The organism is Corynebacterium sp. UMB0012 (assembly GCF_030216265.1).
Taxonomy (GTDB): domain Bacteria; phylum Actinomycetota; class Actinomycetes; order Mycobacteriales; family Mycobacteriaceae; genus Corynebacterium.
On the sequence record NZ_JASOKQ010000015.1, the window covers coordinates 35228 to 58757 of the forward strand.

At 59.3% G+C, this 23530-nt stretch carries 27 protein-coding genes; 17 read left to right on the plus strand and 10 right to left on the minus strand.

What is annotated here, in order from left to right:
* Nucleotides 1-311 precede the first annotated feature (311 nt).
* Nucleotides 312-1934, minus strand: coding sequence for a chromosomal replication initiator protein DnaA (gene dnaA, locus QP324_RS08260; RefSeq protein WP_150850218.1), 1623 nt, complete (start codon nucleotides 1932-1934; stop codon nucleotides 312-314).
* 670 nt (nucleotides 1935-2604) lie between these two features.
* On the opposite strand from dnaA, the gene rpmH reads away from it, so the two are divergent.
* The 8 genes from rpmH to QP324_RS08300 are packed head-to-tail and all read left to right on the plus strand — an operon-like array spanning nucleotide 2605 to nucleotide 7491.
* A complete protein-coding gene (rpmH, locus tag QP324_RS08265; protein ID WP_003847033.1) occupies nucleotides 2605-2748 on the plus strand; it encodes a 50S ribosomal protein L34 in 144 nt (47 codons plus the stop codon).
* A 3-nt stretch (nucleotides 2749-2751) separates the two neighbouring features.
* A complete protein-coding gene (gene rnpA / locus QP324_RS08270; protein ID WP_005326013.1) occupies nucleotides 2752-3114 on the plus strand; it encodes a ribonuclease P protein component in 363 nt (120 codons plus the stop codon).
* Nucleotides 3115-3161: 47 nt separating this feature from the next.
* A complete protein-coding gene (yidD, locus tag QP324_RS08275; protein ID WP_005326014.1) occupies nucleotides 3162-3377 on the plus strand; it encodes a membrane protein insertion efficiency factor YidD in 216 nt (71 codons plus the stop codon).
* A 13-nt stretch (nucleotides 3378-3390) separates the two neighbouring features.
* A complete protein-coding gene (yidC, locus tag QP324_RS08280) occupies nucleotides 3391-4368 on the plus strand; it encodes a membrane protein insertase YidC (protein ID WP_284815560.1) in 978 nt (325 codons plus the stop codon).
* A gap of 29 nt (nucleotides 4369-4397) precedes the next feature.
* Complete coding sequence (gene rsmG / locus QP324_RS08285) at nucleotides 4398-4997, plus strand: 16S rRNA (guanine(527)-N(7))-methyltransferase RsmG (RefSeq protein ID WP_040425466.1); 600 nt, start codon at nucleotides 4398-4400, stop codon at nucleotides 4995-4997.
* A 10-nt stretch (nucleotides 4998-5007) separates the two neighbouring features.
* Complete coding sequence (locus QP324_RS08290; RefSeq protein WP_005326889.1) at nucleotides 5008-5856, plus strand: ParA family protein; 849 nt, start codon at nucleotides 5008-5010, stop codon at nucleotides 5854-5856.
* Nucleotides 5857-5862: 6 nt separating this feature from the next.
* Nucleotides 5863-6903 (plus strand): ParB/RepB/Spo0J family partition protein, encoded by a 1041-nt coding sequence (locus QP324_RS08295; protein WP_284815562.1) that lies wholly within the window; start codon nucleotides 5863-5865, stop codon nucleotides 6901-6903.
* 9 nt (nucleotides 6904-6912) lie between these two features.
* On the plus strand, nucleotides 6913-7491 hold the full coding sequence (locus QP324_RS08300; protein ID WP_284815564.1) for a hypothetical protein: 579 nt from the start codon (nucleotides 6913-6915) through the stop codon (nucleotides 7489-7491).
* Nucleotides 7492-7500: 9 nt separating this feature from the next.
* Here the strand turns inward: QP324_RS08300 and QP324_RS08305 are convergent, their stop codons facing one another.
* From QP324_RS08305 to pepN, 5 genes are all read right to left on the minus strand, one after another.
* A complete protein-coding gene (locus tag QP324_RS08305) occupies nucleotides 7501-8682 on the minus strand; it encodes an N-acetylmuramoyl-L-alanine amidase (RefSeq protein ID WP_284791735.1) in 1182 nt (393 codons plus the stop codon).
* Nucleotides 8683-8769: 87 nt separating this feature from the next.
* The gene (gene trxA, locus QP324_RS08310; protein ID WP_005326021.1) at nucleotides 8770-9093 is read right to left on the minus strand and encodes a thioredoxin; all 324 of its coding nucleotides are present in this window, start codon (nucleotides 9091-9093) and stop codon (nucleotides 8770-8772) included.
* Nucleotides 9094-9099: 6 nt separating this feature from the next.
* Nucleotides 9100-10026 carry a thioredoxin-disulfide reductase gene (trxB, locus tag QP324_RS08315; RefSeq protein ID WP_284815567.1) on the minus strand — a complete coding sequence of 309 codons (927 nt, stop codon included), beginning with the start codon at nucleotides 10024-10026 and terminating at the stop codon, nucleotides 9100-9102.
* Between the two features lie 84 nt (nucleotides 10027-10110).
* Nucleotides 10111-10659: an RNA polymerase sigma factor gene (locus QP324_RS08320; protein WP_005326023.1), complete on the minus strand. Its 549-nt coding sequence runs from the start codon at nucleotides 10657-10659 to the stop codon at nucleotides 10111-10113.
* An 82-nt stretch (nucleotides 10660-10741) separates the two neighbouring features.
* Nucleotides 10742-13267 (minus strand): aminopeptidase N, encoded by a 2526-nt coding sequence (pepN, locus tag QP324_RS08325; protein ID WP_284815569.1) that lies wholly within the window; start codon nucleotides 13265-13267, stop codon nucleotides 10742-10744.
* A 415-nt stretch (nucleotides 13268-13682) separates the two neighbouring features.
* On the opposite strand from pepN, the gene QP324_RS08330 reads away from it, so the two are divergent.
* From QP324_RS08330 to QP324_RS12295, 5 genes are all read left to right on the plus strand, one after another.
* Complete coding sequence (locus tag QP324_RS08330) at nucleotides 13683-14228, plus strand: TetR/AcrR family transcriptional regulator (protein WP_034666346.1); 546 nt, start codon at nucleotides 13683-13685, stop codon at nucleotides 14226-14228.
* Nucleotides 14225-14584, plus strand: a complete 360-nt coding sequence (locus QP324_RS08335) for a multidrug efflux SMR transporter (RefSeq protein WP_048733039.1) — start codon at nucleotides 14225-14227, stop codon at nucleotides 14582-14584. Before QP324_RS08330 ends, QP324_RS08335 begins: the two co-directional genes overlap by 4 nt.
* On the plus strand, nucleotides 14581-14910 hold the full coding sequence (locus QP324_RS08340; RefSeq protein ID WP_003849969.1) for a multidrug efflux SMR transporter: 330 nt from the start codon (nucleotides 14581-14583) through the stop codon (nucleotides 14908-14910). The genes QP324_RS08335 and QP324_RS08340 overlap by 4 nt, the downstream gene beginning before the upstream one ends.
* Before the next feature lie 99 nt (nucleotides 14911-15009).
* Nucleotides 15010-15324 carry an NIPSNAP family protein gene (locus QP324_RS08345; protein ID WP_174232238.1) on the plus strand — a complete coding sequence of 105 codons (315 nt, stop codon included), beginning with the start codon at nucleotides 15010-15012 and terminating at the stop codon, nucleotides 15322-15324.
* Nucleotides 15325-15818: 494 nt separating this feature from the next.
* Entirely contained in the window at nucleotides 15819-16172 is a 354-nt protein-coding gene (locus tag QP324_RS12295) for a type IIL restriction-modification enzyme MmeI (RefSeq protein WP_016423158.1), read from the plus strand.
* Between the two features lie 70 nt (nucleotides 16173-16242).
* On the opposite strand, the gene erm is transcribed toward QP324_RS12295, so the two are convergent.
* The 4 genes from erm to QP324_RS08365 all read right to left on the minus strand — a co-directional run bounded on the left by erm (nucleotide 16243) and on the right by QP324_RS08365 (nucleotide 19491).
* Nucleotides 16243-17097 (minus strand): 23S ribosomal RNA methyltransferase Erm, encoded by an 855-nt coding sequence (gene erm / locus QP324_RS08350; RefSeq protein ID WP_049172293.1) that lies wholly within the window; start codon nucleotides 17095-17097, stop codon nucleotides 16243-16245.
* 349 nt (nucleotides 17098-17446) lie between these two features.
* On the minus strand, nucleotides 17447-17680 hold the full coding sequence (locus QP324_RS08355) for a recombinase family protein (RefSeq protein ID WP_224784272.1): 234 nt from the start codon (nucleotides 17678-17680) through the stop codon (nucleotides 17447-17449).
* A gap of 593 nt (nucleotides 17681-18273) precedes the next feature.
* Nucleotides 18274-18984 carry an IS6-like element IS1628 family transposase gene (locus QP324_RS08360; protein WP_011069225.1) on the minus strand — a complete coding sequence of 237 codons (711 nt, stop codon included), beginning with the start codon at nucleotides 18982-18984 and terminating at the stop codon, nucleotides 18274-18276.
* A gap of 117 nt (nucleotides 18985-19101) precedes the next feature.
* Entirely contained in the window at nucleotides 19102-19491 is a 390-nt protein-coding gene (locus tag QP324_RS08365) for a heavy metal-responsive transcriptional regulator (RefSeq protein ID WP_014316116.1), read from the minus strand.
* Nucleotides 19492-19712: 221 nt separating this feature from the next.
* Between QP324_RS08365 and QP324_RS08370 the strand changes: the two genes are divergently transcribed.
* The 4 genes from QP324_RS08370 to merA all read left to right on the plus strand — a co-directional run bounded on the left by QP324_RS08370 (nucleotide 19713) and on the right by merA (nucleotide 23160).
* A complete protein-coding gene (locus tag QP324_RS08370; protein WP_044055145.1) occupies nucleotides 19713-20090 on the plus strand; it encodes a hypothetical protein in 378 nt (125 codons plus the stop codon).
* Nucleotides 20087-21052, plus strand: coding sequence for a cytochrome c biogenesis CcdA family protein (locus tag QP324_RS08375; RefSeq protein ID WP_005532162.1), 966 nt, complete (start codon nucleotides 20087-20089; stop codon nucleotides 21050-21052). Before QP324_RS08370 ends, QP324_RS08375 begins: the two co-directional genes overlap by 4 nt.
* On the plus strand, nucleotides 21049-21597 hold the full coding sequence (locus QP324_RS08380; RefSeq protein WP_284815573.1) for a TlpA disulfide reductase family protein: 549 nt from the start codon (nucleotides 21049-21051) through the stop codon (nucleotides 21595-21597). The genes QP324_RS08375 and QP324_RS08380 overlap by 4 nt, the downstream gene beginning before the upstream one ends.
* Before the next feature lie 120 nt (nucleotides 21598-21717).
* Nucleotides 21718-23160, plus strand: a complete 1443-nt coding sequence (gene merA / locus QP324_RS08385) for a mercury(II) reductase (RefSeq protein ID WP_005532160.1) — start codon at nucleotides 21718-21720, stop codon at nucleotides 23158-23160.
* The last annotated feature ends 370 nt before the right edge of the window (nucleotides 23161-23530 follow it).

The window sequence follows — 23530 nt, forward strand, 5'->3', positions numbered from 1 at the left end:
TTTAAAACTGTGAGTAAGATCTATGAATTACAAAGATGGAATTACACAAGTGTGAATAACGCTGTGGATAACTCTTTTCCCAGTTAAGAGATTATTTCTCGCGGATCTGGCGGGTTCTTTGTGGAATTACAAGAGTGTGCAGGCTGCTGTGGGGACGGTTTGAACCAGGTTTCGACGTCTCACCAAGAATTTCGGATCTGTAGTTCTGGTTTCACCTTTAAGTAGTGCGAGCAGAATCCGCGAAGTGACAAAGGGCAAACAAAAGCGCCCTCCTTTATATAAGGAAGGCGCTGTAGAAAAGGTGGCGAGATCTAGGCGCGACCGCGATTCTTGATGCGCTGGGTAAGCGCCTGGATCTCGTCGTAGGTATTGCGCTTTTCAGTCATCTCTTTGCGGATCTTGCGATCCGCGTAAATGACGGTGGTGTGGTCCTTGCCGCCGAACTGTTCACCGATCTTGGGAAGGGATAGCTCGGTAAGTTCGCGGCACAGATACATAGCCAACTGGCGTGCATGCGCCACCGCACGCTTTTTGCCAGCGCCGCGCAGAGTTTCTACATCAATATCGAAGAATTCTGCCGTGACCTCCATGATCGAGGTAGCGGTGATTTGCCTATCGGCGGAATCTGGGGCCAAATCGCGCAACGCGATTTCTGCCATCTCCACGTTGATTGGCTCATTCACCAAGGAAGAATAGGCCGAAACGCGGATCAGTGCGCCTTCGAGCTCACGAATAGATGACTCAAAACGAGAGGCAATGAGCTCAAGCACGGAGCGATCCACTTCGGTGCCGTCATTGGCCGCCTTCTTCATCAAAATCGCGATACGCGTTTCTAGATCTGGCGGCTGAATATCGGTGATAAGACCGCCTTCAAAGCGGGTGCGGAGGCGATCTTCCAGCGTGGTTAGTTGCTTCGGTGGGCGGTCCGAAGACAAAATGATCTGCTTATTGGCTTGGTGCAGCGCATTGAAAGTATGGAAGAACTCTTCCTGGGTGGATTCTTTGCCTTCCAAGAATTGGATGTCATCGACCATCAAAATGTCGAGATTGCGGTAGCGCCGCTTGAATGATTCCTGACGGTCATCGCGCAGGGAATTAATATAGTCATTCGTGAATTCTTCCGAAGACACATACTTCACGCGCAGACCCGGATGCAGTACCTGGGCGTAATTGCCGGCGGCATGCAAAAGGTGCGTTTTACCCAGGCCAGAGCCACCCCAGATAAATAGTGGGTTGTACGCACGGGCGGGATTCTCGGCCACAGCCACGGCGGCACCATTGGCAAAACGATTCGAAGAACCGATGACGAAGCTATCGAAAGTGTGCTTCGGATTGAGGGAAGTTTCACGGTTGGGATCGTGCGCAGGGGCCTCGCGCGGGATGCGGGCAGAATTGGTGGCAGCACCGGAGAAATTTCCCGCGGATTCTGCCTGCTGTTGGTTATAGTGCTGGGCCAGCTCATCCAGGCTTGCAGGGGCGTGACTCGACTGCCAATTGTTCTGGGAAGGGGCCTGCTGTGCAGCGGCATCCGTTTGCTGTGGGCGCGGAATGTAGTTCTGGGTAGATTCCGTGTTCTGCGGCGGTTGCTGTTGTTGAGGGGGTGTTGGCTGTGGTGCAGGGTCCGCGGCCGGCGGCTGTGGCTCTTGCGGGGTGGCAAGGGTAACCGCAAAGGAACACGGTCGGCCTAGGTGGCGGGTTAATGCCTTGGCAATGTGCTCGCCCAACTCATTTTCGACCACATTTTTGGCATCCAGGTTTTCGGCGGCAACGAGGGTGTAGCCCTCAACCATCATGATGGGGCGAACCAGTTGGAGGTAAAGGCGCTGTGAGTGCGAAAAACTGGGGACCTCGGAATTGGGTTGCTCGGATTGTGCGAGCAGGTCATCAACGACCGCGCGCCAAACGGCATGCAGGTTCGCTTGTGGGTCAGTCACAACAGGCTACCTTTGTGGAATTTAGTCGGGGACGGGTGGACATTGAATAACAATTTTCACTGCGGATTCCACCGTGGTTTTCACATCGGTTTTTATCGAGTCACCTCGATCTCCACAGAGTTATCCACAGGTGTGGATGAAATAGTTATTCACAGCTTAGTTCATGACTGTGGATAACTCTTCATTGGCCAGTTTATGGCCGTACGCTGCGGAAACTGCAAAAGTCTCAAGCGTTGATTTAGAGTTATCCACATGACCGGTTGGGCTGTGGAATTTGATTCTTCTGTTCTACCGCCGAAACGGCGGGTGTGTCTAGCGAGAAAAATTCACCACCCGGGTGTGGGTTGGGGTGGGTCTTACTGCGTGATGGATTAGGTGCAGTAAGAGCGCAGAATCTGGCCCTCTAGCTGCAGGAAAAAACATTTATGTAATTTCGGGTGTACCCGGGTGTCGATTTGTTCCCAGCGGCAGAAATCACGTAATCTGGCATGGTCTATTGCAACAAAGAGTTGCGCGTGAAAGTGACAGCGTCACCTCGCACCGGCTGGGCCCGTCGGCTAGCCGTGCACCGGAGAGACTGTGATGCGTCAGGTTCATGGAATCTATTCATCAGTGGGCGTGCCGCTGCACTGCGGTGGTGTGCCTACGCACAACTTCAAGGAGAATTAACGTGGCAAAGGGTAAGCGCACGTTCCAGCCGAACAACCGTCGTCGTGCTCGTAAGCACGGCTTCCGCACCCGCATGAGCACCCGTGCAGGTCGCGCCATTGTTGCAGCTCGTCGCAAGAAGGGCCGCGCAAAGCTGACTGCATAAGTTATGCTTCCAGCCCAGCACAAGCTCACGTCGCCGACGCAATTTCGGCGCACGATGAAGGGCAGTCGCCGGGCGGGCACTCGTACGGTCGTCGTGCATGCGCGCGACAACGCAGGTACGGACAAGGCAGCCGATATCGCCGCCACCGGGCCGCGATTTGGGCTGATTGTTTCTAAAGCCGTCGGGAATGCAGTGGTTCGCCACCGCACCTCCCGGCGGCTTCGCCATGTGTGTATGACATTCATTCCCAAGCTGCCCGCCAGCGTGGACGTTGTTATCCGTGCCTTGCCCGCCAGCGCCACTGCTAGCAGTGAGCAATTAGAAAAAGATCTTGCCAAAGCACTGCGCAAGCAATGGGATATCTAAATTCCCGCGGGGAGGAAATTCCCCCAGCCAGAGGATTGGCCAAACCAATGGTCAAAGTGGTTCGTTTCTACCAAAAACATGTCTCTGGCCTTAAGATGGTATCGACCTGTCGGTTCGAGCCGACATGCAGTGCTTACGCCCTAGAGGCGCTTTCTCAACACGGCGCAATCAAGGGTACGGCGATGGCAATAGCCAGGGTCTGCAAATGCGGCCCCTGGCATCCGGGCGGATTCGATCCGGTCCCGGGTACCAACAACAATTGAGGATTAAACACTCGTGCTTAATATCATTTACTGGCCAATTTCGGCCGTTTTGTGGTTCTGGCACTGGCTGCTGTCCCTCGTAATGGACCCTACCTGGGGCATTACCTGGATTCTGGCCATTGTGCTGCTGACCTGGACGCTTAAGGCACTAATGGTCAAGCCGACCATTAGCCAGATTCGTTCCTCGCGCAAGATGCAGGAAATCCAGCCTAAGGTGCAGGAAATCCGCGCGAAGTACGGCAATGACCAAACCAAGGCCGCGCAGGAAATGCAGAAGGTCTACAAGGAGTCCGGCGTTCGTCCGATGGCTGGCTGCCTGCCGGTCTTCGTGCAGATTCCAATGTTCGTTGGTTTGTTTCACGTGCTGCGCTCCTTCGACCGCACCGTTGCGGTAGCCGGTGGCTTTGGCCACCCCAGTGGCGACCCAATGTCCATTGAGGATAACGCCAATACCGCGAACTACATCTTTAAGCCGGAACTGGTCCAGCAGTTCCTAGACGCCAAGATCTTTGATGTTCCGCTGGTGACCAACCTGCGCTTGAACTCGCCGATTGTAGAGGGCGTAACCACCACTCAGGCAGCTGTCATCATCGTTCCGATGATCGCCATCATTGTGGTCATGACGCACTTCAACGCCCGCATGAGCTTGAACCGCCAGGAAAAGCGCCGCGCTGCTGGAAAGACCCAAGCACCGCAGGGGCAGAATGCGGAAATGATGCAGCAGCAAATGGCCATGATGTCCAAGATGATGCTGTGGGTCATGCCGGCCATGCTGGTCTTCTCCGGCTTCATCTGGCCGATTGGTTTGCTGTTCTACATGATGGCCAATACGGTCTGGACCTTCTTCCAAACCCGCATCGTCTATGCCAAGATGGACCGCGAGGAAGAAGAAGAGGAAGCCGCTAAGGTTGAGGCCAAGCGCACTTCCGCGCCTAAGCCGGGTGCCCGCAAGAAGGACAACCGCACCAAGAAACAGCGCAAAAACAAATAAACACGGAGGAGAACCCCATCGTGTCCGAGATGGACCCGTCAGTAGTATTCGGCTCCCGCTTGCCCCTCGCGCAGGCTTACCATGATTCGCTCGCTACAGACGGGTCCACTCGTGGTTTTATAGGCCCCCGTGAGGTGCCACGCCTGTGGGACAGGCACATTATTAACTGCGCCGTCGTCAAGCAGGCAATCCCAGAGGGTGCCACGGTTATCGACGTCGGCTCGGGTGCCGGGCTGCCCGGCATTCCGCTGGCCATTGCACGCCCAGACCTGCAGATCACTCTGATCGAGCCGCTGCTCAAGCGCTATAACTACCTCAACGAGGTCGTAGAAGAGCTGGGCCTAGACAACGTGACGGTCCTGCGTGGCCGTGCCGAGGAAGGCCCGATTAAAAAGGCCGTGGCGGGAGCAGACGTGGTCACCTCCCGCGCCGTCGCGCCCCTGGGCAAGCTGGCGAAATGGTCGCTGCCGCTCGTACGCAAGGGCGGTGAGATGATCGCGCTGAAGGGTTCTTCGGTACACGAGGAACTGGAACGCGATGCCGCCGACATTAAGAAGGCCGGCGGTGGAAAGGCCGAGGTCAGCACCATCGAGGGAACCACAATCATTCGTGTCCCGCGCGTGAACTAAAGTAGACGGCATGACTAATCCGCGCCTTATCACCATTGCTAACCAGAAAGGCGGCGTAGGCAAAACCACCTCCGCCGCCAACTTGGCCGCAGCGCTAGCCACAGAGGGCAAAAAAGTGCTGGTGATCGATCTAGACCCGCAGGGAAACGCCTCCACGGCCATGGGCGCGGAACATAATTCCGGCACCGATTCCAGCTATGAGGTGCTCCTTGGAGACTGCACCGCCGAGAAGGCTATGCAGGCCTCCTCGCACAACGAGAACCTCTTTTGCATCCCCGCCACCATTGATCTAGCTGGCGCGGAGATTGAAATGGTCTCCTTGGTACGCCGTGAATTTCGGCTCTATGACGCCCTGCATAATGGCTTCCTTGAAGAGCATGGCTTTGAATATGTCTTCATTGATTGCCCGCCATCACTGGGTTTGCTCACCATCAACGCCATGACGTGCGCTGAAGAGGTCATCATCCCGATTCAATGCGAGTACTACGCTCTGGAGGGCGTGGGCCAGCTGCTGGGTAATATCTCCATGATTCGTGAGCACCTCAACGAGGATCTGCATATTTCCGCCGTGCTGCTGACCATGTATGACGCCCGCACGCGCTTGGCCGAGGACGTGGCAGATAACGTCCGCGAACAGTTCGGAGCTGTGGTGCTGGCCAATGTTATCCCGCGCTCCGTGCGCGTTTCCGAGGCACCGGGGTACGGTACTACGGTTATTGATTACGCTCCCTCGTCCACCGGGGCCCGCGCGTACCTTGCGGCGGCGCGTGAGCTTAACCGGCGTGGCGATTACCGCCCGCACCCGACCACCGGGGCGATTGGTGTGAGCCCAGAGATTTACGCGGAATTGGAAGGATAGGAACTCATGGCAGAACAGAAGCAAGGCGGCCTTGGCAAAGGCCTAGCCGCACTCATCCCGTCCGGTCCTGATGCCCCTACCCGCAAGCCGCGCTTGGGCGATTCCGCCGCGGATATTATTTTGGGTAATTCCACCCCGCAGCCGGGCCGGAAGGGTGGTGAAGGCAAGCGCGTAAAGGGCGCTCCCACCATTCAGCAGGGTTCTGGCTCTAAGTCCTCCAAGAAGCGCCAAGCCACCCCGGCTCCTATCGGTGCGACCTACCGCGAGATTTCCATTGGGGATATCATCCCCAACCCGAAGCAGCCGCGCACGGTCTTCGACGAGGATGAACTCGGCGAGCTCGTCCACTCGATCCGCGAGTTTGGCCTGTTGCAGCCTGTTGTCGTTCGTCCTTCCGAGGAAGGTGGCTTTGAGCTCATCATGGGTGAGCGGCGTTGGCGCGCTTCCTCCAAGGCGGGCCTAGCCACGATTCCGGCCATCGTGCGCGATACCAAGGATGACAACCTGCTGCGCGATGCTTTGCTGGAGAACATCCACCGCGTACAGCTCAACCCCTTGGAAGAGGCGCACGCCTACCAGCAGCTGCTGGAAGAGTTCGGCGTTACCCAGAATGAGCTGGCGGATCGCATTGGCCGTTCGCGCCCACAGGTGACCAATATGCTGCGCCTGCTCAAGCTGCCGGTAGAGGTACAAAAGCGCGTAGCTGCTGGTACCTTATCTGCCGGCCACGCGCGTGCGCTATTGTCCTTGGATGACCCTGAGGCCATGGAATACATTGCCAACCGCATCATCGCGGAGGGCCTGTCCGTGCGCGCCACCGAGGAGGCAGTCACCCTCTACAAGCGCGATGGTAAGCCGGCCGAATCCAAGAAGAAGCAGCCGGCACCGCAGCCGCAGTACTTTACCGATTCCGCTGAGCGCCTGTCCGATCGCTTCGATACCAAGGTCACCGTGACCATGGGCAAGCGCAAGGGCAAGATGGTCGTGGAATTCGGCGACCAAGAAGATTTCGAGCGCATCATGACGCTCATTGAGGGCCAGCACTAAACCGGGGCGATGATCCTCGAGCCGGTACGCGAAGGCGCGCGCATTCACCGCCAGGCTGCGCGCAGCACCTTTTGGGAGCTGGAGGCCTCCGTGGTCGATCCGGCTTTTGAAAAGGAAGCGTGGCTGGCCACTACCCTGCTCTCCTTTGGTCAGTGCGGCTTTACTGTGGGCGAGGACGCCACCATTCTCTTTTGCTCCCGCGAGGATGCTGCCGGCGCCGCCAAGCTTCCCACCGCCCCCATTTCAGACGATGCGGAGATCATTACCTCGCTCTTCGTTAAGGCACATTTAATGGGGCGTGGCATTGAAGCAGTGCTTGTCGACGCCGCCATTATGCACCTCACTAACCGCGGCAGCACCGCCGTGGAGGCCTTTGGCTATTACGGTGATCCGGCCGCTGCGGCGGATTTCTTGGGCCATAAACCGGCCAATATCGGGCTGATGTCTTATGAGACTTTGCGCTCCGCCGGCTTTGAGGTAGCCGCGGATCACCCAGTACTCCCCCGCTTGCGGCTCGAGCTGCCGCCCCAGCACGATATGCTCAGCGCGGCAGCGGCCGAAGACCTCCTAGCCCGCGCCTTGGCCTAGATTCTAGGCCTAGGACTGTTCGGCCTGGAGCAGCTCGGAGAACTTATAGGTGCCGGTTACGGCGGTGTCCTGCTCCATGAGGTACATGCGCTTTACGGCAATCACGATCGCCTCCGCAATGTCATCGCGGCAGGACGGGTTGGTGAGGATCTTTATGTCCTCTGGGTTGGTCAGGTAGCCCAGTACGATCTGGATGACCGGCATCTGGGTCAAGCGCAGCAGGTCCCAGGTGCGGCCGTGGTTGCCGCAGTCCAGCAGCTCAGTGCGCGCGACAATCTCGCGCTGGATGAAACCGGAAAGGGTCTCACCAATGAGTGAGGAGTTGCCGGATTCGGACCCGAAGTAGAAGGTGGCAACACCATTGGCCTTCTCATTGGGGTAGGAATCGCAGGCTAGGGAAATGACCATGTCCGCATCGAAGGCGTTAGCCAGTTCGGCGCGGGACTTGACGTCCGCATCGGAGGTCCGAGGACGGGAGATGATGGTCTCCATGCCTGCGGCAATCATGCGTCCCTCGATGCGCTGGGTGAGGTCCCACAGGATTTCCTGCTCGGAAATATCACCGAAGCGACCCTTGACCAGCTGGCCGGCGTCGCCGCCGCTCAAGGCGGGATCGATGACAACGCGCTTGCCCGCCAGCTTAGGGCCGGCATTGCGGACGCGCTCACGCTCTTGGATATTGTGCGCGGAGCCGCCGGTAATACGGCGGCCGAGCAGTCCAAGGGCGCGGATGGTGGCCGGGCCGCACACACCATCTTCTTGCAGGCCGCAGTTGTGCTGATATTCCTTCAGGGCCGCGTGGGTATTGGTACCGAAGTGGCCGTCCACGCGCTGCTGGTAGAAGCCGAGCTCCTGCAGTTGTTGCTGGAGCTGCGAGATATCGTCACCCACCAGCTCATTCGCAGGCTCGTAGCTAAGGACGCGGCTGCCGAGCGTGTACGAGGCTTGGCGCAGTTCGCGCAGGGTGAGATCGTCGATCTCGCCCGTGGGCACGATACCGCGGGATTGCTGGAAGGCCTTGAGGACCTCAGACAAATTGGCATCAAAGCTCTTGTCGCTCTCGGAGTACTTCTGCTTCTTCCACGCAGAAAGTTCCCCCTTGAAATCTGACAAGAGGCCGAGACGGGCCAAGGTAGCGCGAGCCTCAGCTACACGCACGCTTGTATCGCCGACTCGAAGAACGCGATTCACGCCTTATACCCCTTTCACAGCCCGCTTTAGTTAGGGCCGCATTCCAGAATTTCTACACGCTTAATCTAATAGGAATTAGATTAACAGTTAAAGCTGCTTTTTCACTTGCGCCACGATGTCATCTTTAGAACGCAGACCCACAAATTCGTCTACCTTCTCGCCGTGGTTGAAAATCAGCACATTGGGGATGGACATGATCTGGAACATGGCGCCTAGGTTGCGCTCTTCATCGACGTTAACCTTGGCGACGGTGACTTGGCCGTCCAACTCCTCCGCTACCTCTTCCAGGATGGGGGAAAGCTTCTTGCACGGGCCACACCACTCGGCCCAGAAGTCGACGATGACGGGCTTATCGGACTCGATGACGTCCTTACGGAACGTATCGGTGGTTACTTTCTTGACGTTGCTCATACTGAATTAACGGTTTTCTGCGAGGAAATGTTCCGCATCAATTGCCGCACGGCAACCGGAGCCGGCCGCGGTAATTGCCTGCTGGTAGTGGTCATCCACCAAGTCACCGCAGGCGAAAACGCCTGGCAGGGAGGTCTTGGTGGTGGGTTGTTCAACTACAACATAGCCGTTGTCATTGAGCTTGACCTGATCATTGAGGAAGGAAGAGCGCGGATCATGGCCAACTGCTACGAACATGGCAGTGACGTCCAAAGTGGAAGTCTCGCCGTTGGTGACGTCCTTGAGCTTGAGTCCGCCGACCTTGCCATCGGCTTCAATAACTTCTTCGACGACCTTATTGGTCTCCCACTTGATCTTTTCGTTGGCTTGGGCGCGCTCCAGCATGATCTTGGAGGCGCGGAAGTTCTCGGAGCGGTTCACAATGGTGACAGAATCCGCGAACTTGGTGAGGAAGGTGGCCTCCTCCATGGCAGAGTCGCCGCCGCCGATAACAGCGATATTGTGGTCCTTGAAGAAGAAGCCATCGCACGTAGCGCAGGTAGAAACGCCGCGGCCGGTAAGTTCTTCCTCACCTGGTACGCCGAGGTGGCGCGGGGCGGCACCGGTGGCGAGGATGACGGCGCGGGCCTCAAAGAGCTCGTCACCCACGTGCAGCTTTTTAATATCGCCTTCCAGCTCAACGGAGTCAACGACCTCCATGCGGAGATCCGCACCGAAGCGGATGGCCTGGGCGCGCATTTCTTCCATGAGCTCTGGGCCCATGATGCCCTTTTGGAAGCCGGGGTAGTTTTCTACCTCGGTGGTATTCATAAGCTCGCCGCCGTACTCGAAGCCCTCGAAGACGATCGGGTTGAGCTCGGCGCGTGCCGCGTACAGCGCGGCGGTGTAACCGGCAGGGCCGGAACCTACGATGGCAACATCGTGGACGGTCATTGCTAACTCCCTTAAATCAGAGTGTGGTTTCGCGTAACGCCCTGAGTCTACCCGCCACGCTGACAAACGTCGGTATTAGCAAACTCACCCCATGGCGGCGCGTAGGACTTCCCTCGCTCGGGCGCGGCGGGATTTGATGGTGCCGGGCTTTACCCCTTGGGCGGTGGCAACTTCGCCGACGCGGAACCCGGCGACGTCGGTAAGCACCAGCGCTTCGCGCTGATCCTCCCGCAGCAGCTGCATTGCTTCTCGCACCACTAACTGCTCCGCTAGGTTTTCGGAAGGGTTATGCGCGAGCAGCGGGTTGCGATCGTCGTCAAAGTCCTCCGCATCTAATGAAGCATTTTCCCTGTTAGAACGGTGGTTCAAGTAGTCATAGCCAGAGTTTTTCACCAGCCGGTGCAGCCAGGTCGATAGCGCAGACTCGCGGCGATAGGAGTGCAGGTTGCAGCTGGCGCGCAGGAAGGCTTCCTGGACCACATCTTGGGCATCATGATCGTTTCTGGTGTAGCGCCGCGCTACCGTGGTCAGCCGCGTGCGGTGGCGTTCCACGATGGTGGAAAAGGCCTTATTGTCCCCCTCAATAAAAGCATCAACTAGTTCTTCGTCACTGCGGTCATGACTGAGCGTCATATGTAGATTCCCCCCGGATCAACAACTGTTATACACAGTGTGACCCGAGGGGAACTAGGGCGCGAGCGCTAGGCTGTACAGTTTATTGACCAGCCCGCACGCGGAGGGTGCGCCGCAGGTTATCGCGGCATTCCAGCAGGATGCGGCGCAGCGCTCCTGGCAGCTCCCGGTGCAGCAGGCGCGTGGTGGCGGCATCGGCCATCGGCAACTCTGGGTAGAAGCCGCGGATGAGGCGGTTAGCAATCTCAATCGGGTGCGCAGCCCAGATGTCTTCCACGCGGGAGAAGAACTCCTCCGCGAAGGCCTCCTGCAGGCTAGCTGAGCGTGGGGCATTGAAACCGGCGATCAGTGCGTCGACCTCGGCATTGGAATATGCGCCGGTCGTGAGCGCCTTATCGAACGCGGAGCGCTTGGTCTCCGGCGTGGGGAAGGCGTGGCTGGCGCCGAGGAATTCGGTAGCGCCGGTCAGCGTATTATCGCGCTGCTTTTCCTCTTCGAGCTCGGCCGGGGTTACGGCATTGCGGGCCGCGAGGGCGCGCAAGATCGACCAGCGGATTTCGGGGTCCAAGCAAAGGCCGGCAATGTCACCGGAGAGCAGGGCCTTAAGGCGCGCGGTACCTGATTCCTCCGGGGTTGCGGCGAGTGCGCGGATGGCGGCGCGAGCGAGCACAAGCTGGGCGTCCGAGGCTGGTTCGGCCTCGGCCAGGCGGCCCCAGATTGCCTCGGCATAGTCGGTGCGGACCTGCTCGCGGTCGGCGTCTGCCACATAGTGTGCAATGGCGAAATTGGCATTGGCGCAGGCAGTAGCCAGCAGCGTCGTGTTGGTCTCGTAGGCTTCGTGCTTGACGACGACCCCCACATAGTCAATCGCCGACATTTCCCCATCGCGGGTGAGGTTCCACAGGGCGGTCCAGATTACCGCGCGGGTCAATTCATCCTCGATGTCGGTCAGGCGCTCACTCGCTGTGTCTAGGGAGGTCTCGTCGAAGCGGATCTTGGCGTAGGTATGGTCGGCGTCGTTAAGCAGCAGCAATGCCGGGGCCGGAAGGCCGGCCGCTTCATCGATGATGGTGCGGGTGGTGCCATCGCCGGCGGGGAGATCGATGTCGATCTCGCGGTACTTGTGCAGGGATGCATCAAAGAGCGAAGCGGTCAGGCGGTGCGGTCGGGTGACGTCCTCGGCGTCTGCACTGATGGCCAGCTCCGCAATCTTCTCGCCTTCGGTGTGCAACTCCGGGGTGAGGGTATCCGGGCCCCAGGTGCGCAACCAGGCTTGGGACCAGGCATCAAGATCGCGGTCCGTGTGCTTCTTGAGCGCCTGCAGGAGGTCATCAAAGGTGGCGGCGGCAAAGGCGTGCTCCTGGAAGTAGTCGCGCGCACCGGCGTAGAAATTATCGCGGCCGACGTAATGCACCAGCTGCTTGAGAACCGCCGCTCCTTTGGCATAGGTGATGCCATCGAAGTTTTGGCGCGCGGCATCCACGTCCGGGATCTCCGCCTTGATGGGGTGCGTGGTGGGCAGCTGATCCTGCAGGTAGGCCCAGTTCTTGCGGGCGCCGGCAAAGTTTGCCCAGGCCTCGGTGTAGTCGGTGCCGTGGACGGAAGAATCCGCGCCCATAAATTCCGCGAAGGACTCCTTGAGCCACAGGTCATCCCACCACTGCGGAGTGACGAGATCACCGAACCACATATGAGACATCTCGTGCAGGATGGTATTTGCACGGCCGGCGTGCTGCGCGCGGGTAGCGCGGGAGCGGAAGATGTAGTTCTCCGTAAACGTCACCAGGCCGGGATTTTCCATCGCGCCGAGGTTGTATTCGGGTACAAAGATGGAATCGTACTTGCCCCACGGATAGGGATAGCCAAAGTTCTGGTGGAAAAAGTCCATGCCTTGGGCGGTAAGTTCTAGGATTTCCTCGTCCAGGTGCTCAAACATGGACGCGCGCGCAAAGGCGCGCAGCTGTGCCGAGTGGCTGCCATCCGGGGCAGTCCAGGTGCGCTCTTGGTACTGGTAGGGGCCGGCGGCGAAAGAAGTCAGGTACGTCGACAGCGGCGGGGTCGGCGCGAAGGTAACGGTGGCGAGCTCCCCCTCTTCGCTGCGTTCGACTTCCGGTTGGTTGGAAAGGATCTGCCACTTTTTCGGTGCGGTCATGCGCACGTGGAAGACGGCCTTGAGATCCGGTTGCTCCAGGCAGGGGAAGATGCGCCGGGCATCAGAAGGCTCGAGGTGTGAATACAGGTAGGTCGCGTCATCGGCCTGATCGTGCATCCGATGCAGACCCTGGCCGGTGCGCGAATAGCGCGAGTGGCCGGTGACTTCGATGGCGAGCTCCTCCCCTACCGGCAGGCCGTGCAGCCGGATGATGCTGCCATCAAAGTCCACCTTCTGCGGGGTGCCATTGACCTTGACCTCCGCGACGGATTCGCCTAGGTAATCCAGGAAAAGCTCGGGCTCACTGCTGCTGAGTTCGAGGCGGGTAGTCACGCGGTAGGTGGGGCTATCGAGTACCTCCGAGAGATCGAGGTGGAGGTGATAGGCGCGCAGGTCCACCGCCGCTGCGCGTTCTTGGAGCAACTCGTGCTGCGTCTTAGTTTGTGGTGCGGTCATATCTACGAACTATAGTTACCGCCGTCACGTAGGGTGCGGGGTTGGGGTCTAAGTTCCGCTGCCTTTTAGAGGCAAACTACCCAGCGGGTATTGGGACCTCGCTGTGGACCAGTTGGATTAGTTTTTGCCGTCTCACACTCTTCAAGTGGCGCAAGATGTCAGTGACCATCAGCAAGCGTCACACCACACTGAGGGATGCAACCTATGGAAACCGTCAGACGATAACACCACACTCACCACTTTCTGTAAACATAAGGCCTAGACCCCACTAGACGCGTGTAAAACAATGCTAGGAACGGCCCTATTTACAGGAAACATTCTGCTCCAAACCGGCGTAACAATAGGGTGTACCCCAGGTGCCCCTACCAGCGGCCGCAGTTGAAGGCTTCACCTACCAAATGGTAAAGTTAGCTATATGCGAACCAGTCAGCGCTCCGAGATCCTGGAAGCTGCCCTCCGCGTCATGAACGCAGCGGAGGGTGGCGACATTACCCTTGACGCAGTGGCCCACGAGGCCGGGCTCACCAAACCGGGATTGCTATATCACTTCCGCAACCGCGACGTACTGCTCGCCGCGATCGTCGACCACGCTGCGGCCAACGTCGAGAACGACATGACTGCCACCCTTGGCAAGCCCCTCGAGAACGCCAACGCCACCGAGCGGCTCCTGAGCTACGTTCACGTCGCCGCCCACGGGGCCGCCAAGCGCGCCGAGTTCATCATCTGGGGCCAAGCGACGTATCGGCCCGAACTCACCGAACCGTGGACTACGCGGATGGGCCGCTGGCTCGAACTCCCGGACGATCTCGACGCCGCCACCCGAGCCAGGCTGACCACCGCCCGACTCGCCGCCGACGGACTCTGGGGCGCCCAGGCCACAGGTGTGTCCACCCTCCACGGCGCGGATCTCGAAGCCGTCGTCTCCAGCATTCGCTCCCTGATCGAAGGAACAACCCCATGAAGCAGTGGTTCCTGCTCGCTGGCGCCATCACTACCGAAGTGGCGGCGACGCTGTCTCTCAAGGCGGCGCTCAATCACCCATCCTGGTACATCGTGGTTGCTGCCGGATACATCGGCACTTTCGTCTTCCTCACCTTCTGCCTGCGCGAAGGAATGCAGATCGGCGTCGCCTATGGCATCTGGGGAGCCAGCGGGGTCGTGCTCGCCGCCGTGCTATCCGCCGCGATTTTCGGTGAACCTCTGACCGCTGTGATGGGTCTTGGAATGGTTGCGATCATCAGCGGTGTCCTCACCGTCGAACTCGGCTCCCAGAAAGCTCAGCAAACCGCAGCCCAGGAAGCAGGAGTCAACTCATGAGATGGATCTTCCTCGCAGGCGCCATCTTGTCCGAAGTCGTCGCGACCATGTCGTTACGAGCCTCCGACGGTGGCCGGGTGAAGAAATGGTTCATCGGCGTCATCGCGGGGTATCTCGTGGCGTTCGTCGCCTTAAGTCTCGCCTTGGCCGACGGCATGGCCCTTGGCGTCGCCTACGGCATCTGGGCAGCATCCGGCGTAGCTCTCACCGCGATCCTCGCCCGGGTCATCTTCCACGAACCCCTCACCCGAACCATGGCCCTCGGCATCCTCCTCATCGCCGTCGGAGTTCTCACCGTTGAACTCGGCGCCAACTTGGCGAACTGACGCATTTCCGCAGGTAAACCAGGCAGATTGGTGTGCTGCACCACGAGGCGCACAGACAAAGGCTCCCCAATGAGCGCCTGTGGGCCTAGCGTTGTGGATGTGATCACCTGTGTCGTCCACTACACCATCGACCCCGACCAGATCGCAGCCTTTGAACAGTTCGCCCGCGCTTGGATGCGGCATGTCGACGAACACGGCGGCACCCACCACGGGTACTACCTACCCGCGGAAGGTGTGAGTGACCGTGCGGAATCCCTGTTCAGCTTCCCCAGCCTGGCTGCCTACGAGCAGTACCGCACCTTGTTCGGCACCCACTCGGACTTCATCGCCGCTGACCGGATTCGAGACGAGTCCGAGTGCGTCCTGCGGTACGAGCGCACCTTCATGCGGCCGCTCCTACCCCAGGGACACTGAAAGGGACTCCGGCAGCACGCTCGGCACAACCCACAACGCCGCAGGTCAGCGCGTACAGATGGGTGTACCCGATTGCGAAGTGGATCTAGCGGGCTCTAACCCGGAGGGGTAGGCGATTCCACATCCTTAAATATAGGGGTGCGGCACGGAGTGTCGTCGATAAATAACCATTTGATGCGCGCGTGCGGAATTAACAACGAAATACCGCTAAAACAGACAACATATGGGGTGCACAGAAACACATATAAGTTCTGCGGAAAACCTATAGGGTGCGTCGCTAAAAACCGCTGTGCGCGAAAAACATAAAGGGTTTACGGACCCGGTCCCAGACCCCTCAATACTCTGAGCCGGAAGAATGGAAAGTGGAAGGTTGATGTATCCCCACTATTTATTTTTTCCGTTTTTCGGAGTACATCGGGAGCTACAACTGCGGACCAGCTCTGTGTGAACTAGATGAGAAGGCGCAGCAGCGAATCATCGACGCTGGACAGTTGGTGCTGCGGGCACGCGAGCGGCACCCCCAGCGGTCACTCGCGGAGCACTACAACCCGTTATCGATGGACCCAATTCTGCTCAAGGCTCACAACAACTTGGACCGGGAAGTCGATAAGGCTTTCGATGTGGCACGCAAACTCACCAACGAGCGCCAGCGCCAGGAGCTACTGTTCGCCAGCTACGGGGAGTTGGCGAGGGGCTATGTCTCCTCGCTTTCATCAAAATCTAAACCACCAGCAGGGTCGTTCCCCGTGCGGGTGATTTTGATCGGTCCCGCTGCTGGGTGTAGAACCCTGTCGCTGGCAACGCCGGGAACTATGACTGTGCCCGACGAGAACACGTCACTGCCATAACGCGGCTCACGGTAGACGAACATGGGTCGTTCACTACTACTGGTGGATTTCGGTTTTGGTGGTGGGGGGATTACCGCCGCCGGCCTCGATTTTTCCGTTGAGGAGGGCGTTGACTACTTCCCGATTGTGAAATGGGCCGATGGCGCGGTGAAGAGGAACCAGTCACCTGGAAGAGATCGATCCAGTCGCTGGTGTGCAATCTGGGAGGTAGGGTTGCGGGGTCGATTCCTCGCGAGCGCAACCATGATTGTGTCTCTGAACGTGATGAAAACAACCCTGCCCTTCGGAGAATTTCCCCTATCCCGCGTCCCCGGGCGGTGAAAACGGTGTGCACCATCGCCTGAAAGGCTTTGCGTTGCTCTATCGGGATCTTCGGGTCACCCACCCGGCGGATCACTAAGATCCCCCCGTCAACGTTTGGCTGTGGCCGGAAAGCAAACCTTGGTACTCGGGAACCAAGGTGAAACGTGAACCATGGGGACCACTGAGCTGTCATCATCGTGCTTGCACCTACCCCGGCCCGGCGGCGAGCGACTTCCCACTGCATGAGGAGTACAGCGTCAGTCCATGCCGGCGCATGCAACAGCTTTCGAAGAATGGCAGTGGTGAGGTGAAAGGGAATGTTTCCCACAATGACGCAGGGAGTGGCGGGTAACGGGAAGTTGAGGAAATCATCATGGACCACTTCGACCGACGCCGAGGCGGTCTTTTTTGTGAGTTTGGCAGCTAGTTTTGCGTCTACCTCAACTGCCGTTATTGCCCTCCCCAAGTGGGATATCGGGTGAGTGAGGGCACCGCTTCCTGGCCCGATCTCAATGATGGGGCCGGAGGTTTGTTTTACAAGATCGACGATGGAGTTGATGATCTTGTGGTCTGTGAGAAAATTTTGGCCATGTTCGTGACGGCCGTATCCGTATGTAGACATCAGGTGTGCTCCGTGGAGTTGAAACGGAGCCGGGCATGGCAAATGGCCGCCCGGCTAAAGGACCGGAGCGGTTTCTAACCTGCGGGAGGGAGAAAACCGCCTTAGCGGCTGGTGAGCGGCCGCATGAAAACGGAACCTGAAATCAACATGGGCCTATCGTATCCAATTAATTTCGCAGGGTCCAATACGGTGAGAAAGAAGACAACCGCACCGCAACAGTGCAAGACCTCTCTGGATTGGAATTTGTCCTACCTTCGGCTCGTCGTACAGACGCCACTGGCGTATTTTGTCTCTGGGCAACGAGGGGGAGTTACCCCCACCTCCGGATGTTTTTAAGGTGCACCCCTTATTACGCTGTGGTGCGGGAGTAGTTTTGTCCGACTGATCGGACTACCCACCGACGTGGGGCGGGTAGTTCGAGGTCCCAGCAGATGATCGCGTCGATTTCGCCGCGTTCAAAGGATGCCACCATGGCGTCGTAGTCGGGGCGAGCCACATTCTTCTTTGACGCGGAAATGGACTGATCGACGTAGTTATGTCCTATGTCCAACGTCCAAGCCACGCTGCTTTGCAATGGCTTCACAGTCCTGACGCTGCCGGTCGATGGTGAGGCCATCCACGTCAGCGTCTCGCGAGATACGAAGGTAAATAGGAGCGCGTGTTGCCAAACGCTTTTAATAAGGCCCTTAGCTAACATTGAACTTAAAACTCGACGCTCTATCCACTCAACGTCCTCGTATGGTCCTGTCTTGCTTTGTAAGCGATTGGTACATCTCAGAAACCCCGGTGTTCACGATCTCTGTCTTCACATAGATAAAGCGCGTTGGCAATTATTACCCTTAAAGAGTGATTACCAACGAACTTCGAAATTTACTGGCCAAAGCAACCACCCATGCACAGCGTTTTCAGGACGGAGAAGACCACACTGTAGCCGCAGCGCTCCTTACCAAATCAGGAAAACACGTACTCGGTTTGAACGCGCACCATTTCCTCGGTGGTCCTTGCGGGGAGATCTCGGCTTTAGCCAACCATGCTGCTAGTTATCCAGAGGACCCAATCCAAGCAGTAGTCGCCGTATACGGACCTACTGGTCAAATTATGGTGCTGTTGCAACTTGGGGCGGGAGCCAAGAAAGCTCCGTTTTTATTGTGTGATCAACGCTATGTGCCTGTGTTGTCAGGCCGTCTCGAATACCCGGCTAACAATCACTGCATCCGGATTCGGGTGACCATAGGCAAACATCGTGCCCTGCCCCTTCCGCAATGAGTGCATCGCTTCCATCCCTTTCAACGTCCGGTAGGCAGACGTTTGGTTTTTGAATGCTCCTTTCGGCCCCAGGATCCGCTTTAACCGGCCATGATCGCCTTCAATGACGTTGTTGAGGTATTTCACCCGACGATGCTCGACCGTCGATGGACAGACGCCTTCCGCCTTCAGCTCAGAGATTGCCCTGGCGAGTGAGGGGGCCTTGTCGGTGCTGATCACCCGCGGATAGCCTGCCGATTTATTCGACCGCAGCGTCTTCGCCAGGAAACGCTTCGCTGCCGCGACGTTGCGTTTTGGTGAGAGGTAGAAGTCCAGGGTCTGGCCACCTGCGGTGATTGCCCGATAGAGGTAGCACCACTTTCCCCCGACCCGGATATAGGTCTCATCCACCCGCCAGGACCTGGCCTGCCAGTCAGGAACTTGCCGATACCACCGGGTCTTCTTATCCAGCTCAGGAGCATATTTCTGGACCCAGCGGTAGATCGTGGTGTGATCGACCGGCACTCCCCGCTCGGTCATCATCTCTTCGAGGTCGCGATAGCTCACGCCGTAGCGGCAGTACCACCGCACCGCCCACAGGATGATTTCACGAGGGAACTGCCGACCGGAGAAGATGCCCATGGACCTGATTATTCCACGCCGGTCTTCCTACTGCCCCAACTTTGCAACAGCACCACTGCGGACGGCACTGGCCGCGGCGGGAGCCGGCTCAGTGAAGCCCCTTAGCCTGCGGCGGGCTCAGATGTAACTGCAGATTTGTTCAGCATCGCAGCGCTGAGGGTCGGCCACCTCGGCGGTTGCATATTGTTCGGCCACGGTCACCCGGAGCGCGGTGAGCTCCGCGATTTTCCGGTCCAGGTCCTGCAACTGTTTCCCCAGGACATCCCGTACGTGGGTGCAAGGCGTCAAACCGCTATCGCGGATCCGCAGAATGCCCTGGATCTGCGCCAGGGTCAGCCCGGCGATTTGGCTGCGGCGAATGAATTCGAGGCGGCTGAGGGTGTCGTGGGTGTAGTCACGATAGCCGTTGGCCGAGCGCTCAGCCGGTGGGAGCAGGCCCCGGTCCTCATAGAACCTGATCGTCTTGGTTGTTATACCGGCAGCATCAGCAACTTCACCGATTCGCATTTCGGGTCCTCATCTCGTTCCAAAAAATCGCATATGACCCTTCCATCGTACTGGAACGTTCCGCATCGGCACCCGCAAACCAACAGGTCCCGTCGCCAGCTTGACCTTCCCCCTTAGTGGAAGGTTGATAATGGGGTGTGACGTACTACTGGCCGTCCGGTTTCGTGTTGGGGTCCCCTGTCGGGGTTCCGGACACGAGCCGGACATATGAAGGGATGATCATGTCAATAAAAGTGAAGGGCCGGAAGCGCTCTGGCCTGGTGCTTGCGGCAGGCACTCTGCTGTCCTTCCTTGGTGTTGTGATGGTGGCGCTGGTGTGCTGCGGGGTACCCGTTCTGACGGCTGCAGCCGGTGTTTTCGCCGCGGCCGGCGCAATGGCCGGCAACCTCTGGTTCATTGCCGCCGCAGCCCTTGCCGCGGGGGCCCTGCTCCTGCGGGCGCAGCGTCGGGGCAGCCCGGGGACGGATTGTTGCGCCCGTTCCCGCCCGGGGGCCAGCCTGTCCGCGGGTTCTACTCCAACACCTCATTCATCGTCGGAGCAGGAGCGGTCCGGGCAGTCCCGGGCCGGTGCTTCTGAGGATGCGGGGTCACAGGGATGACGGGTGTTTTGGGTCTGGCCTTTCTGACCGGAATGCTTGCCACGGTGAATCCATGCGGGTTTGCGATGCTGCCAACCTATCTGGCGTATTTCATTGGTTCAGGCCCGGGTGCGGGACGGAAGCGGCCGTTGCTTGCAGGTCTTCAGGCCGGGGTTGCCCTCAGCGCCGGTTTCGCCACTGTCTTTGTTACGGCCGGCCTGCTCGCCGCTGTAGGCCTGCGGTCGGTGGCGTCGGCGCTTCCCTGGGCGGCGGCGCTGATCGGAGCGGTTATTGTGGTTGCCGGCCTTGGCATGGTGTTCGGATGGCAGCTGCCCGGGGCGAGGTTGAACCTGCCCCGGATTCTGAAGACGGACGGGACCAGTTCGGGCCTCAGGGCGGTCTTTGGCTACGGGGTGGCCTATGCGGTGGCTGCGCTCTCTTGCAGCCTGGCCCTGCTGCTGGCTGTTGTCGCCCAGGCTGTGTCCACCGGGAGCCTGGCCGGGCTGCTGGCGGTCTTCGCCGCCTACGCCTTGGGCTCCTCGGTGGTGCTGGTCCTTCTGTCCCTCGGTGCAGCGGTAGCGCGGGACGTCCTGGCACGCCACGTCCGAAGGATCCTGCCGTTTGTTAATCGTCTCGGCGGAGCCGCGCTTATCCTCGCAGGGATCTACCTGTTGCTCTACTGGGTTCCGGCCCTGTCCGGCGGGCAGGCCGGGGAGATCATGGGCGGGACGGTCACCGAAGCCAGCGTGGCGCTGTCCGGTTTCATCTCGGGCAACTGGCCCATCATCACCCTCACCGCGGTGGCCGCCGTCCTCGCCGCCGCGGCCCTGGCCCTGCGGCGCCGCAGTAAAAGCAAGGCACAGGACAACAGCGCAATCACGGATGGGGCTGAGAGCAGCGACAGCACCGAAGCGTGCTGCGGCCCGGAACATCTTCTTCCCGACACGGCGCCAGGGCGCACCAACCAGAAAGGAAACCCATGACAACGACCAGAAACCACCGGCGGATCTTCACCATTACTGCCGTCGTAGCGGCCGCGGCCCTCATCCTGGTCCTGACCCTCACTGCGTTGAACCGCGGGAGCGAAACCGCTCCCGCCGCCGGGCCAGCGGGCGCAAACAACGTGGACAGGATCGAGATCACATCTGTGGACGGCAAGGCCCTCACCGTCCCTTCCACCCGCCCGACAGTGCTGTATTTCATGGCGAGCTGGTGCTATACCTGCGTTCCGCAGGCAGAAGCGATGAAGGAACTGGAACAGGAATATGCCGATAAGGCAGACTTCGTCGCCGTGGACGTGACGCCGGAGACCACAAAAACCCAAGTGGACCAGTTCCGCGAAATGGCCGGCACACCCGGATACCCCTTCGTTGTCGACCGGACCGGGGAACTCACCCAAAAGTACGCGGTCACATCCCTGGACAGTACCGTCGTCATCGCACCTGACGGTGACATCCTGGGCCGGGCCGATTCCCGGCCCATGAAGGCCGATGCCCTGAAGGAATTTCTTGACACAACACTTCCGTAGCAACACCGATCTCTTCGCTCCCGTTCTTGACCTTCCCGTGCAGGGGAAGGTGCAGACTGGGGACAGCATGCAAAAAGGAACGCCCCCCGGGGTGTTCATTCGAGACTCCATGGAGGACTAATGCCTGAGGCAGCACCAGATTTTGATTTAGCCGTGATCGGTTCCGGAGGCGGCGCCTTCGCCGCCGCCATCCGGGCCACCAAGCTGGGCAATCGGGTCGTGATGATCGAACGCTCCACGGTGGGCGGGACCTGTGTGAACACCGGGTGCGTTCCCTCCAAAGCCCTGCTGGCCGCCGCCGAAGCCCGGCATGTCGCTGTGGATGCGACCGGAAGGTTCCCCGGGATCAGCACTTCCGCCGCCCCGGTGGACATGGGTGTACTGATAGACGGGAAACGCTCCCTGGTCGAGGGAATGCGCTCGGATAAATACGTGGATCTGGCCGCCGACTACGGATGGGACCTGCGCCAGGGCACCGCGGTGTTCGCCGGCACCCCGGAGGAACCGGTCCTGGAAATCACCGGACCCGACGGCACCCGCGACTCCCTGACCGCCGCCCATTATCTGGTCGCGACCGGTTCGACCCCGTGGGCACCCCCGGTGCCGGGACTGGATGAAGTCAACTACCTGACCTCGACCACCGCCATGGAACTGAACGAGGTGCCCGAGTCCCTGATCGTCTTCGGCGGCGGGTACGTGGCCCTGGAGCAGGCGCAGCTTTTTGCCCGCCTCGGATCCAAAGTGACCTTGCTGGTCCGCTCCAGGCTTGCCTCGCACGAGGAACCGGAAGCCTCCCGTGCGCTGATGGGCGTCTTCGCCGACGAGGGCATCCGCGTGGTCCGCCGCGCAGCCGTAACTTCGGTCCGCACAGATCCCGCCGGCGCAGAGGTCCTTGTCACCGCCACGGTCGCCGGGGGCCAGGAGGAATTCCGCGCCGCAAAGCTGCTGGTAGCCACCGGCCGACGCGCCGTCACCGACGGACTGAACCTGGACGCCGTCGGCGTCAAGACCGGCGACACCGGCCAGATCCTGGTCGAGAGCACACTCGCCAGCTCCAACCCCAGGATCTGGGCCGCAGGGGATGTGACCGGGCACCGAGAATTCGTCTACGTCGCGTCCGCCCACGGAACCCTGATGGTGGAGAACGCCTTCAACAACGCCGGGCGCGAGGTCGACTACCGGCACCTGCCCCGCGTGACGTTCACCAGCCCGTCACTGGCCGCGGTCGGCATGACCGACAAGGAAGCCAACGAGGCGGGCATCCGGTGTGAATGCCGGGTCCTGCCCCTGGAATACGTTCCCCGGGCACTGGTGAACCGGGACACCCGCGGCTTCATCAAAATCGTCGCCGACGCCGACACCGGACGGATTGTGGGGATCACCGCCGTCGGCAAGGAGGCCGGTGACCTGGCCGCCGCCGGAGTCTACATCCTCGAGGCCGGCATGACCGTTGACCAGGTCGCGAACCTCTGGTGCCCATACCTGACCATGGCCGAAGGGATCAAAATCGCCGCACAGTCCTTCACCACCGACGTCTCCAAACTCTCCTGCTGCGCCTCCTGACCCGCGCCAGATCCCAGCCTAATCCCATTACGTTGTTGGCAGTTCCGCTTGAAGGAGCCCAGGATTCGTACTCCTAGCCCCATGCTGGGGCAGGCTATGTTTATCTGCGTTCCTTCTGCCTTGTGGCAGTGGAACTAGTCGCTGGCTTCGGTATGGCTTATTTTCGTCCCTGTCTGAAAATGATCCGGGGGGTGTTCCCGATCTCTGTCTTCGCATAGATCAAGCGCGTTAGCATTTATTACCCTTAAAGAGTGATTACCAACGAACTTCGAAATTTACTGGCCAAAGCAACTACCCATGCACAGCGTTTTCAAGACGGAGAAGACCACACTGTAGCCGCAGCGCTCCTTACCAAATCAGGAAAACACGT